11 protein-coding genes are annotated in these 11,537 nt (G+C 65.1%); 6 read left to right on the forward strand and 5 right to left on the reverse strand.

Translation table 11 applies throughout. The features are described from left to right. Positions 1-471, reverse strand: a 471-nt coding sequence (locus WCJ52_RS07830; protein WP_336902747.1) for a LysR family transcriptional regulator, incomplete at its 3' end; no start/stop codon positions are given. 161 nt (positions 472-632) lie between these two features. On the opposite strand from WCJ52_RS07830, the gene WCJ52_RS07835 reads away from it, so the two are divergent. Together WCJ52_RS07835 and WCJ52_RS07840 are read left to right on the forward strand one after the other, a co-directional pair. Then, the gene (locus WCJ52_RS07835; protein WP_336902748.1) at positions 633-2,183 is read left to right on the forward strand and encodes an arylsulfatase; all 1,551 of its coding nucleotides are present in this window, start codon (positions 633-635) and stop codon (positions 2,181-2,183) included. Positions 2,184-2,523: 340 nt separating this feature from the next. Further along, positions 2,524-2,745, forward strand: coding sequence for a hypothetical protein (locus tag WCJ52_RS07840; RefSeq protein WP_336902749.1), 222 nt, complete (start codon positions 2,524-2,526; stop codon positions 2,743-2,745). Between the two features lie 55 nt (positions 2,746-2,800). Here the strand turns inward: WCJ52_RS07840 and WCJ52_RS07845 are convergent, their stop codons facing one another. Genes WCJ52_RS07845 through WCJ52_RS07860 form a run of 4 tightly spaced genes read right to left on the reverse strand, consistent with a single transcriptional unit; the run spans position 2,801 to position 5,182 of the window. Continuing rightward, positions 2,801-3,271, reverse strand: a complete 471-nt coding sequence (locus WCJ52_RS07845) for a DUF6644 family protein (protein WP_336902750.1) — start codon at positions 3,269-3,271, stop codon at positions 2,801-2,803. Continuing rightward, positions 3,268-3,819, reverse strand: a complete 552-nt coding sequence (locus tag WCJ52_RS07850; protein ID WP_336902751.1) for a DUF6644 family protein — start codon at positions 3,817-3,819, stop codon at positions 3,268-3,270. The genes WCJ52_RS07845 and WCJ52_RS07850 overlap by 4 nt, the downstream gene beginning before the upstream one ends. A gap of 27 nt (positions 3,820-3,846) precedes the next feature. Beyond that, on the reverse strand, positions 3,847-4,308 hold the full coding sequence (locus WCJ52_RS07855) for a DUF6152 family protein (RefSeq protein ID WP_336902752.1): 462 nt from the start codon (positions 4,306-4,308) through the stop codon (positions 3,847-3,849). A gap of 31 nt (positions 4,309-4,339) precedes the next feature. Further along, the gene (locus tag WCJ52_RS07860) at positions 4,340-5,182 is read right to left on the reverse strand and encodes a hypothetical protein (protein ID WP_336902753.1); all 843 of its coding nucleotides are present in this window, start codon (positions 5,180-5,182) and stop codon (positions 4,340-4,342) included. Positions 5,183-5,427: 245 nt separating this feature from the next. Here WCJ52_RS07860 and WCJ52_RS07865 point away from each other — a divergent pair, with 245 nt between their 5' ends. The 4 genes from WCJ52_RS07865 to WCJ52_RS07880 form a co-directional block, all read left to right on the forward strand. Further along, positions 5,428-7,506, forward strand: a complete 2,079-nt coding sequence (locus WCJ52_RS07865; protein WP_336902754.1) for a 3-hydroxyacyl-CoA dehydrogenase NAD-binding domain-containing protein — start codon at positions 5,428-5,430, stop codon at positions 7,504-7,506. 112 nt (positions 7,507-7,618) lie between these two features. Further along, positions 7,619-9,250: an MFS transporter gene (locus WCJ52_RS07870; RefSeq protein ID WP_336902755.1), complete on the forward strand. Its 1,632-nt coding sequence runs from the start codon at positions 7,619-7,621 to the stop codon at positions 9,248-9,250. Between the two features lie 222 nt (positions 9,251-9,472). Further along, positions 9,473-11,206, forward strand: a complete 1,734-nt coding sequence (locus WCJ52_RS07875; protein ID WP_336902756.1) for a hypothetical protein — start codon at positions 9,473-9,475, stop codon at positions 11,204-11,206. A 69-nt stretch (positions 11,207-11,275) separates the two neighbouring features. After that, a partial coding sequence (locus WCJ52_RS07880) for a hypothetical protein (RefSeq protein WP_336902757.1) occupies positions 11,276-11,537 on the forward strand: 262 nt, incomplete at its 3' end.

Consider the following 11,537-nt stretch of genomic DNA (forward strand, 5'->3'; position numbering starts at 1 on the left):
GGCGAAAGTCCTGGGCCGGGCCTGACGGCCCTTGGGGGTCCTGGGCCGGGCCTGATCCCGGCCAGGAAGGCCCGGGTCTGCAAGCCAGAAAAACCGGCACCGGCAGGACAGCCCCGATGGTGAACTGGCGGTCGTTTTCATAGCCGAAGACCCTGACGCCGCTGCCAGACTGACAGCGCCGGTCTCCAGCCCGGCAAGCAAATCGAGCTCGCGCCGCAAACACGCGGAATCGCGCAAAACGGCTTCTATTCTGTCCATCAACATCCGACCCAACGCAGCCGGCACGACGCCTTTGGTCGTTCGGTCGAAAAGCGACACGCCCAGCGAGCGCTCGTGCTGCGCGATGCCTCGGGACAGACGCGGCTGCGACAGATTGCCCGCATCGGCGGCAGCGCGGAAACGACCCTGTTCGGACAGCGCGATTTCCAGGCCAATCAGTCGAAAATCAATCCTAGTTAGGCATCGTGACACGAAAGCTTCATAATTCTATATCAATATTCGGTAACTCTAGGTGAGTTCTAACCTTAAGTTATAGACCAATTCGATTTTGGATGAGAAGCATCGTCTGCCTGAGAATTCCGGCGATGGTTTGTCCGTCTTGAGAACCCATCACACACAGGAAAATACCAACCATGGCCTTGAAACATCTGAAAACGTGGCTGGCCGGGTGCATCGGTCTGTTGTTCGCGATGATAGCTGCAACCGCCAGCGCGCAAACGACCCGCAAGCCGAACATCCTGATCATCTGGGGTGATGACATCGGGCAGTTCAACATCAGCGCCTATAACCGCGGGATGATGGGGTACAAGACCCCAAATATCGACAGCATCGGTCGTGACGGCGCACTTTTCACCGACTGGTACGGCCAGCAGAGCTGCACCGCAGGCCGTGCAGCGTTCATCACCGGCCAGTCCCCGATTCGAACTGGCCTCACCAAGGTCGGCCTGCCGGGCGCACCTGAAGGCATGAAGAAGGGCGATCCGACGATTGCCGGACTCCTTCGTGCACAGGGTTACGTGACCGGCCAGTTCGGCAAGAACCACCTCGGCGACTCTGACGAGACCCTGCCGACCAAACACGGTTTCGACGAGTTCTTCGGCAATCTCTATCACCTCAATGCCGAAGAAGAGCCGGAGAACCCCGACTACCCCAAGGACCCGGCGTTCAAGAAACGCTTTGGTCCGCGCGGCGTGATCCACAGCTTCGCAGATGGCCGTATCACCGATACCGGACCGCTGACGAAAAAGCGGATGGAAACGATTGATGAGGAAGTCAATGCCAAGGCGCTCGACTTCATGGAGCGCGCCGCGAAGTCCGACAAACCTTTCTTCCTGTGGTGGAATTCCACCCGCATGCACATCTTCACGCACCTGAAGGAAGAGTCGGTAGGCAAGACCAGCCTTGGCATTTATGCCGACGGCATGGTCGAGCATGACAGACATGTCGGACAGATCCTAGCCAAGCTCAAGGAACTCGGCTTGGATGAAAACACTATTGTCATGTATTCGTCAGACAACGGGGCTGAAACCTTCACCTGGCCCGATGGTGGGACCACCATGTTCCGCGGCGAGAAGAACACCAACTGGGAAGGCGGCTATCGCGTGCCGACCTTGATCCGGTGGCCCGGCACCATCAAGCCCGGTACGGTCGTCAATGACATCGGCGCACACGAAGACATGCTGACCACCCTGCTGGCTGCAGCCGGTAACAAGACCGTCAAGCAGGACCTGCTCACCGGCCTGAAGGTCGGCAGCATGAACTACAAGGTGCATCTCGATGGCTACGATCTCGGCCCTGCACTGCGCGGCGAATCGGCCTGGCCGCGTCGGGAGTTCCTCTACTGGACCGACGACGGCAGCGTTGCCGCGCTTCGCTACGAAAATTGGAAGGTCACCTTCCTGATGCAGGAAGCTGAAGGGATGAATGTCTGGCAGAAGCCCTTCACGCCCTTGCGTGCGCCGATGCTGACCAATCTGCGGATGGATCCCTTCGAGCGTGCCCAGGAAGAAAATGCGATCGGCTATCAGCGTTGGTATCTTGAGCACATGTATGCGATTGCCCCCGCCGGGGCTTACGTCGGCCAGTGGCTGCAAAGCTTCAAGGAGTTTCCGCCGCGCCAAAAGCCCGGCAGCTTCAATCTTGATCGCGTGATGGAAGAAGTCATGAAATCCTCCGGACGCTGAATCTCGGCTTCGGCGACTATCAAGATCGAGACGGGGGCTTTTGCCCCCGTCTTTTTTTATGCGCGCGGCGCCGCAGATAATGCGATTGCGTGAAATTGAGCCAACCGCAGGTCGCCATCATCGGTGGCGGCCGGGATCGGCGGCTCGTTCTGCGGCGTGGGTGGCGGCGAGCCTGACCCGGACAACGCCGCCTCAGCGGCGGACGCGGTCTGGAACCGGGCCTGGGGGGTCAATGTCATGGCCCAAGTCTATGGTGCCCGGGCCGCCCTGCCCGGCATGATCCCCCGAGGCGCTGGGGATCAAGGTCTCGGTCCTCTGCCCGCAGGGGGTGGACACGGCCATGCTCCGGGCCGGCGGGGGCCAGGAGCAGCCGCAGAACCTGGATGGCGTCCTGTCGCCCGACGACGTGGCCGAGGCTGTGGTGAAGGGACTGGAGGCGGAAAGCTTCCTGATCCTGCCGCACCAGATCGTCCTCACCTACATGCAGCGCAAGACGGCGGACTACGACCGCTGGCTGGGCGGCATGCGCAGGCTGAGGGCGAAAGTCCTGGGCCGGGCCTGACGGCCCTTGGGGGTCCTGGGCTGGGCCTGTGCTGGGCCTGATCCCGAACAAGGGGTCAGGAGAAGCCGATCCAGCGGCCGGCCACGGCGACCAGGAGCCAGGTCGACAGGGAGGCCGCGCCGATGGCGAAGGCTGCGGGACCGCCGGAAGAATTGCGCGCAATCAGCGCCCGCCGCACCGTGAAGGTCAGGACCAGGGCCGTGGCCAGGGCGATCATCTTCACAAAGAAGGCGGGGCGGTCATAGAGCTTTACGGCCTCGGAAATCCCGAGCAGGGACCCGGTCACGAGCATCAGTAGCAGGGCTCCAAGGAACCAGCGCCGGGCACCGTGTTCGACCGCGGCGATCGACTGGCGGTTCAGCCCGGCGCCCATCAGCCTCAGGTCAACCATAAGGAGTGAGCCCCCGAGGATGGCGAGGCCCACAAGGTGGACGGACTCGATGACCGGGAAGAGCCAGAGGGACTCCCGGAGCGCAGCCGAGACGGCGGTGGCCTCAATGGCCTCGCAGAGGTCGTAGAGGCTCACGGCGTGTAGCTCCGGCAGGCGGAGAAGGCGGAGATGAAGGCCGGCTGGGGCTTGTCGCAGTCGAACCAGTTGTAGGCGATGAACCGACCACAGATGATGACCCCGATCCAGAGAGCCAGGGAGGCCATGGCAGAGGCCCGGGCCCTGGCGGGGGCGGGTCCTGTGTCCCAGCCGGCAGGCGACAGGCCGTAGGCTCTGTGGAACCGCCAAACGTTCAGGCCAGCCAGAACAAGGAGGATCATCTTGGCGCGGAACCAGGGGCTGTGGAAGGTCCGCTCGGGAATGGCGTAGAACAGCAGGGTGCCGGTCAGCAGGAGCACGATGAAGCCGGCCACCGTCCAGGGCAGGATCTGCCGGAGGGCCTGCGAGACCGGGACCCGGGCCAGGGCGAGGCCCAGGACCCGCAGGTCGATCATGGCGATGGATCCCACGAAGAGAGCGATCGCCACGACGTGTAGGGTCTCGATGATGGCGTACATGTACAGCGACTCATGAAGCGCAATGCTTCCAGTGGTCGTCGCCAGCCAGCTCACGAAGGAATCGATCATGCGGCCTCCCGGTCCGAAGGCCGTGCCCTAGGGCCGCCGCTCGCCCGGATCGGCGCCGTCCTTGGGCGCCCCGGTCCCGGAGGAGCCCATGAAGACCCGACGGCCATCGGTGAAGGTCACATCGCGCCCATTGGCCTTACAGGCCGGAGCGCAGGCCTTGTCCTTCGACTGGTAGCCTCGGACGATGACATTGGTGCCGGGCTTGAGGGAGTCCCGCGTCAGGCCGGAGCGCAGGAGGGTGTTGGGCGTACCGCCCTCGACCATCCAGACCTGGGCTCCGCCGCCCGCCTTGGCCACCGAGACGTGAATCCAGGCGTGTGGATTGATCCACTCCACCTTGGTCACGGTCCCGCGGACCAGGACCGGGGCATTGCCGTCGAACTCGGCGGCGAAGGCGTGGTGCGCCTCGGCCTGGCCTGCCGCACCGGCGATGGACAGTCCGGCGATGGCCGCCAGGGCGGCAAGGGTGCGCGTGGATTTGGAGGTCATGTCGGGGTCTCCGGCTGAATGTCGGTCGGGATCAGGGCAGGGGGTTCTTGCGGAGCTTGCCGAACATCATCTCCTCGACGAACTCGACGCACTTGAACTGCTGGAGGCGGGCGTCCTCGCCCACCCTGCGATAGAGGACCATCGCCACCTTCCAGGGACGGGTGAAGGTTTCGGGGTCGGTGATCTCGGCCTCGTAACGGATATGGTCGGCGTCCGTCAGGGTCCAGCGCTCGACCACGGTCATGGCCGCAGAGTGATGGTTACCCGCCCGGTCGAACCAGGTAGAGTCGGACTGTCCGGTGACGGTGACGACGAGGGTGTCACCCTCCCATTTGGCCACCGACTGGCCCATCCAGGAATCCACCGGCGCCGGGCCCGGGTCCTTAAAGACCAGGTCTCGGACCGCGCCGGCATATTCGTAGGCGATGAGGGTCTCGTTTCCGCCCTGGATGATCTGCAGTGGGAAGCTCATGTAATTGGCCCGCGGCACGCCCGGCAGGTAGCACTTGATCTCAGGATCCCGGTTCAGCCAGTCGGCGCGGTTTTCGTCCCGCTTTGCCTTGGCCTCGGGGGTGTAGGGGATGACGCCGCCCACCACGACCCCTGTGCCAGCCGGCACGGCGCCGATGGCACCGAAGGCCATCACCTCCCGGGCAGGCACCGGAACCACAGGCCCTGGACGCAGGGCCAGGGCGGCGCGGGCGGCATGGGGCTCGATGTTCCAGTTGGCGGTGTTCAGGACCTGCCAGACACCGTTGAGGTCCGGGTGCTTGTCCGGCGTCCGCGGAATCTTGGCGGGCGCGGCTGCGGCGACGCTGAAGGAAACCACTGCAATGAGGGCCGCAAGTCCGCTGCCCAGAATCTTCAGACGCATGGGTCCACCCCGTTTCCCCCGACCAAGCAGGTTAGGCCCTGCTCTGCGTTTTCCGACCGTCGAGCCGTAAGAAGCGATCAGAGCTAGGCGGTCTCACAGATGCCGGGGGCGGTCAAGCCGATCGGGGTCGCGGCCGCAGTTTTGACTCGCCCGTCCCAGGCCCCGCGTATACACCGCCAAGGGAATCCGACGCCGGAACTGGCCCCCTGAACGGCTGGTCCGGAAACCCCAGAGCGAGGAAACGCATGACCGCCATCAATCCGGTGACCGACCTTTCGATGGACGGCGACATCGCCATCATCACCCTGAACTCGCCGCCCGTGAACGCCCTGTCGGCCAATGTGCGCGAGGGCCTGTTCGAGGGCTTCAAGACGGCGACCGCCGATCCCGCCGTCAAGGCCATTGTGCTGATCTGCGAGGGCCGCACCTTCATCGCCGGCGCCGACATCACCGAGTTCGGAGGCGCTGCGCGCGGGCCCTCGCTGTTCGACGTCCAGGCGATGATGGAGAACGCGCCCAAGCCGGTGATCGCCGCCATCCACGGCACTGCCCTCGGCGGCGGCCTCGAGGTCGCCCTGGTCGCTCACTACCGCATCGCCGTGCCCTCGGCCCGCCTCGGCCTGCCGGAGGTGAACCTGGGCCTGCTGCCCGGTGCCGGCGGCACCCAGCGCCTGCCCCGCGTGGCCGGGCCCGAGAAGGCCCTCGAGATGATGACCTCGGGACGCCACGCCCCGGCCAACGAGGCCCTGGCGATGGGCCTGGTCGACGAGCTGGCCGAGGAAGGCAAGCTGCGAGAGGCCGCCGTGGCCTTCGCCCGTCGCTGCGTGAGCGAGAACAGGCCCCTGGTGAAGGTCCGCGACAACAACACCAAGGTCGAGGCCGCCCGCGGCAAGCCCGAGATTTTCGAGGCCTTCCGCAAGGCCAACGCCCGCAAGTTCCGCGGCTTCCTGGCGCCTGAGTACAACATCCGGTGCATCGAGGCGGCGGTGAACCTGCCCTTCGACGAGGGGCTGGCCGTCGAGCGCAAGCTGTTCGGCGAACTGGTCACGGGTTCGCAGTCGGCGGCCCAGCGCTATTCCTTCTTCGCCGAGCGCCAGGCCCAGAAGGTCCCGGACGTGCCGGACGACACCCCCCTGATCCCGGTCAAGTCGGTGGGCATCATCGGCGCCGGCACCATGGGCGGCGGCATTGCGATGAACTTCGCCAATGTCGGCATCGCGGTCACCATCGTCGAGGTCCAGGCCGAAGCCCTGGAGCGCGGCCTGAAGGTCATCCGCGGCAACTACGAGCGCACGGCGTCCCGCGGCGGCATCACCGCCGCCCAGGTCGAGGAGCGCATGGCCCTGATCACGGGCTCGCTGGACATGAACGCCCTGGCCACAGTCGACCTGGTCATCGAGGCGGTGTTCGAGCGCATGGACGTGAAGAAGGAGATCTTCACCAAGCTGGACGCCATCTGCAAGCCGGGCGCCATCCTGGCCACCAACACTTCGGGCCTGAACATCGACGAGATCGCCTCGGTGACCAAACGTCCCGAGGCGGTGATCGGCCTGCACTTCTTCTCGCCCGCCAACGTCATGAAGCTGCTCGAGATCGTTCGCGCCGACCATACCTCCAAGTCGGTGATCGCCACCTCGATGAAGCTGGCCAAGCAGATCGGCAAGATCGCCGCCCTGGTCGGCGTCTGCCCCGGCTTTGTCGGCAACCGCATCCTGGGCCAGCGCCAGCGCGAAGCCCAGAAGCTGGTCATGGAGGGCGCCATGCCCTGGGATGTCGACCGGGTGCTCTATGACTTCGGCTTCCCCATGGGTCCCTTCGCCATGAGCGACCTGGCCGGCCTCGATATCGGCTGGGTCAAGGAGCGCTCGCAGGGCGAAAGCATCCGCGACGTCCTGTGCGAGATGGACCGCCGCGGCCAGAAGACCGGCGCCGGCTACTATGACTACGACGAGAACCGCAACGCCAAGCCGAGCCCGGTGACCGAGAAGATCATCAATGACTTTATCGTCAAGACCGGCTCCAACCCGCGGACGGTGAGCGACGAGGAGATCCTCGAGCGCTGCATCTATCCGATGATCAACGAGGGCGTGAAGATCCTCGAAGAGGGCAAGGCCATCCGGTCCTCGGACGTCGATGTGGTCTGGCAGAACGGCTACGGCTGGCCCGTCTATCGCGGCGGCCCGATGTGGTACGGCGACCAGATCGGCGCGGCCAAGGTCCTGGAGAAGATGAAGGAATTCCAGGCCAAGATGGGCGACGACTTCAAGCCGGCCCCCCTGCTCGAGAAGCTGGTGGCCGAGGGCAAGAAGTTCTCCGACCTCTGATCGACGCGTCCCGGGCCGGCCCTGTCGCCGGCCCGGGAGCGGATCGCACGCTGGATTCGAATAGGTTTCGGCGTCTATCCTCCCGTTGGGGAAATCTCCGGGGGAGGACGTCATGGCGGGCGAGGCTCGAAACGATAAGCTGATCGTGGGGGCGGCATCCGCCGGCACGATCTTCGAGTGGTACGACTTCTACCTCTACGGCTCCCTGACCGCCTTCATCAGCGGCCACTTCTTCTCAGGCGTGAACGCGACCACGGGGTTCATCCTGGCCCTGATGGCCTTCGCCGCGGGCTTTGCCGTCCGCCCTTTCGGTGCCCTTGTCTTCGGACGGCTGGGTGACCTCTGGGGCCGCAAGAACACCTTCCTGGTCACCATGCTGCTGATGGGGCTGTCGACCTTCGCGGTCGGCCTGCTCCCGGACTACAGCCAGATCGGTCTGGCGGCGCCGGTGATCCTCGTCGCACTGCGCCTCATTCAGGGCCTGGCCCTGGGCGGCGAGTACGGCGGCGCGGCCACCTACGTCGCCGAGCACGCACCGGACGGGAAACGCGGCCTCTACACCAGCTGGATCCAGACCACGGCGACCCTGGGCCTCTTCCTGTCCCTGATCGTCATCATCCTCGTGCGCACCCAGGTCGGCGAAGAGGCCTTCAAGGCCTGGGGCTGGCGCATACCCTTCCTGGTCTCGGCCGTCCTCCTGGCGGTTTCCATGTGGATTCGGCTGAAGCTGAACGAGAGCCCGGTCTTCCAGAAGATGGTGGACGAGGGCACGACCTCCAAGAAGCCGCTGACGGAGGCCTTCGCCGACCGGACGAACCTGAAGCGGGTCATGCTGGCCCTGGTGGGCCTCACCGCCGGCCAGGCGGTGGTCTGGTACACGGGCCAGTTCTACACCCTCTTCTTCCTGGAAAAGACGCTCAGGGTCGACGGCCTGACCACCAACGCCCTGGTAGCAACGGCCCTGCTCATCGGTACGCCCTTCTTCGTCGTCTTCGGCTGGCTGTCGGACAAGATCGGCCGCAAACCGATCATCCTGGCGGGCTGTCTCCTGGCGGTCCTGACCTATTTCCCGATCTTCAAGGCCCTGACCGCGGCCGCCAATCCGGCCCTGGCGGCGGCGACCGCCTCGGCGCCGGTGACGGTCATCGCCGATCCCGCCGACTGCGCCTTCCAGTTCGACCCGATCGGCAAGACGGCCTTCGCCTCGTCCTGCGACATCGCCAAGTCCGCCCTCGCCAGCGCCGGCGTCAGCTACCAGAACGCGGCCGCGCCTGCCGGCACCCTGGCCCGGGTGCGGATCGGCGGGACCGAGATCGCCGGGATCGATGGTCAGGCCCTGTCTGGCAAGGCCCTCGCCGAGGCCCGGGGGGCCTGGACCAAGACCCTCGCCGCCGCCCTGGCCGAAGCGGGCTATCCGGCCAAGGCCGACCCCTCGCGTATCGACCGGCCGAAGGTCATCGCCCTCCTGACCCTGCTAGTTCTCTACGTCACCATGGTCTACGGCCCGATCGCCGCCGCCCTGGTCGAGATGTTCCCGGCGCGCATCCGCTACACCTCCATGTCCCTGCCCTACCACATCGGAAACGGCTGGTTCGGCGGCTTCCTGCCCGCCACCGCCTTCGCCATGGTGGCCGCTTCGGGGGATATCTACCGGGGTCTCTGGTACCCGATCGTCGTCGCCGGAGTGACCCTGGTGGTGGGCGGGTTGTTCCTGAAGGAGATGAAGGGCTCGCCTATCGATTGATAGGACGTGAAATCATCGTGAAAAAAGCGTGAATCTCAGGTGCCGCTATAGAAACGTGACAAGCGGTAGTGGCGATATGGAGAGGGAACACAACCGGCTGGTAGTCGTCCTATTCTTGTTAGTCTGTGCTTCTGCTTTGATTTGGAAAGCCCCGGATTTGACGTGAAGTATGCGTGAAAAAGAGTTCAGGGGTCCAGGATCAAGGCCCTGGGGGTGATTTGAATGACGGCACGATCCGGAGTCTACTCTGTCCGGCTGATGGGGGCCTTCCGCCTCCAGGGGATCGACGGGCGCAGGGTGGAAGTCGCGAGCAAGAAGGCAATCGGGCTCATCGCCCTCCTGGCGACCGGCCGGGATGGCGAACGCACGCGCCAATTCCTGCAGGACAAGCTCTGGGGCTCCCGGGAGTCCGTCCAGGCCCAGACCAGCCTGAGACGCGAACTCTCCAACCTGCGCAGGCTCTTCGCGGACACTGCAGAGCCCCTGCTGTTCGCCGAGGGCACACGGGTGAGCCTGAACCTGCGAGCCGTCGCCTTCGACATTCCGATTCCCGGGGCGGCGAACGAGAATGACCCGCCGGAACCCCGGGGTGCAGCCGAGTTCCTGGAGGGCCTCGACCTTCCCGGCGAGGAAGGCTTCGAGGACTGGCTGAGGGAGCAGCGCGCCCTCATCCATGCCCAGGCCGAGGGGTGGGAGGCAAATGCGGACAAGGCGGCGACCCCGCCTCTGCCAGTGCATCTCGTCGACCTGTCGATGCCGGCACCCGGGTTCGAGGGACGCCCCGCCGTGGCCGTACTCAAATTCCAGAACCAGACGGGCGACAGCGCGGTGGATATCGCCGCGGAAGGCATCAGCGAGGACCTGATCGACCAGCTGTCGCGACTTCGCTGGCTTCCGGTCATCGCCCGCAGCTCCAGCTTCAACTTCACCTCTGGGGAAATCGACGCCCGATTCGTCGGCAAGAGCCTGGGCGCCCGGTATCTGATCGAAGGCCGTCTCCGCAGTGCGGACGCCGACTTTGTCCTCGGGGTCTCGGCCATCGACGCAGAGACCTCCCAGGTCATCTGGTCGGAGAAGTTCGAGCTCCCGGGGAGCCTCTCCAACGAGAGCCTCGCCCCCGTACTCGCCGATCTCACTGCGGTGCTCGACGCGCGGATTGACCATGTGGAACAGGGACGGGCTGTATCCCGCCCCTCCACCAGCCGGGACGTCAACACCCTGATCTGGCGCGGTCGCTGGCATATGAACCGGATGACGCAAAGGGACAACGCGATCGCAGGGGAATTGCTGGAAGAGGCGATGCGACTCGAACCGGCGAACCCGGAGGTCCTGGTGCAGGCGGCCTGGCGGATCGGCTGGAGCAACTGGGCAGAACGGGTGAAGTCGCAGGAGATGCGCGAATGGTCGCGTCTGGCCCGGGAGGCCACGCGCGCCGATCCCGAGGATGGCCGCGCCTACGCCATCCTCGGCGGCTATGAAATGATGGTCAGGAACAACGCCCGGGCCCTGGCCCTTTACGCCCGCGCAATCGAGCTCAATCCCAGCCTTCCGCTCGGGCATGCCCTCATGGGCTCGGGGCTGAACATGGCCGGGCGAGCGGAAAAGGCCATCATCAGCCTCCAAACAGCGCTGCGCCTGAGCCCGGGGGATGCCTTCGCCTTCCACACCCTTGGCGAGCTGGCGACCAGCTATTGCATGACCGGACGCTGGCCTGAGGCTGTAGACGCCGCTGATCAGTCCCTGATCCGCCGGCCCGCCTATTGGCTGGCGCATGTGGTTAAGATCAACGCCCTGTGGAGAGGCCGTGATGAGCGCGGCCTCGCCGCGGCGGCCCTGGAGATGAAGCGGGCCTGTCCCCGCTTTGCGCAGGAGAGCATCGACTGGCTGCCCTTCGAGGACAGCCACTGGAACGCCTACTTCAGGGAGGGCTACGGGCAGGCCCTCGGCGACGCCTAGGCCACGGGGGCCGACGCACGAGTCGCCTCGCCTGAAGCACGAAACCCGCCTGGATTTTTGGGGGATCCTATGGGGTTCGCTAGGCTACGAGAGGGCGTACTTGTGGGGACGATCTGGATCGCCCTGCTGGCGATCGTCGGCCTCCTGATCCACCTGGCCCTCAGCGTCTACCGTTGGATCGGGTGGGAACTCTCGCTCGGCGTCCTGCTCCTGGTCGGCATGTTGGCCGCATGGGGAGTCTTCCAGCTGATCCTGAGCGGGACGATTTCCAAATTGGCCCGGAAGTTCCAGCCCAAATACTTCGAGAAGATCAAAGAGGCCGAGACTCGCG

It is taken from the genome of Phenylobacterium sp. (assembly GCF_037138395.1).
In the GTDB taxonomy this organism is placed as follows: domain Bacteria; phylum Pseudomonadota; class Alphaproteobacteria; order Caulobacterales; family Caulobacteraceae; genus Phenylobacterium.

What these genes read in the sequence shown, in the direction of transcription:
- WCJ52_RS07835 (WP_336902748.1), top strand. Translation starts at nt 633, where the DNA reads ATGGCCTTGAAACATCTGAAAACGTGGCTGGCCGGGTGCATCGGTCTG.
- WCJ52_RS07840 (WP_336902749.1), top strand. Translation starts at nt 2,524, where the DNA reads ATGCTCCGGGCCGGCGGGGGCCAGGAGCAGCCGCAGAACCTGGATGGC.
- WCJ52_RS07850 (WP_336902751.1), bottom strand. Translation starts at nt 3,819, where the DNA reads ATGATCGATTCCTTCGTGAGCTGGCTGGCGACGACCACTGGAAGCATT.
- WCJ52_RS07855 (WP_336902752.1), bottom strand. Translation starts at nt 4,308, where the DNA reads ATGACCTCCAAATCCACGCGCACCCTTGCCGCCCTGGCGGCCATCGCC.
- WCJ52_RS07860 (WP_336902753.1), bottom strand. Translation starts at nt 5,182, where the DNA reads ATGCGTCTGAAGATTCTGGGCAGCGGACTTGCGGCCCTCATTGCAGTG.
- WCJ52_RS07865 (WP_336902754.1), top strand. Translation starts at nt 5,428, where the DNA reads ATGACCGCCATCAATCCGGTGACCGACCTTTCGATGGACGGCGACATC.
- WCJ52_RS07870 (WP_336902755.1), top strand. Translation starts at nt 7,619, where the DNA reads ATGGCGGGCGAGGCTCGAAACGATAAGCTGATCGTGGGGGCGGCATCC.
- WCJ52_RS07875 (WP_336902756.1), top strand. Translation starts at nt 9,473, where the DNA reads ATGACGGCACGATCCGGAGTCTACTCTGTCCGGCTGATGGGGGCCTTC.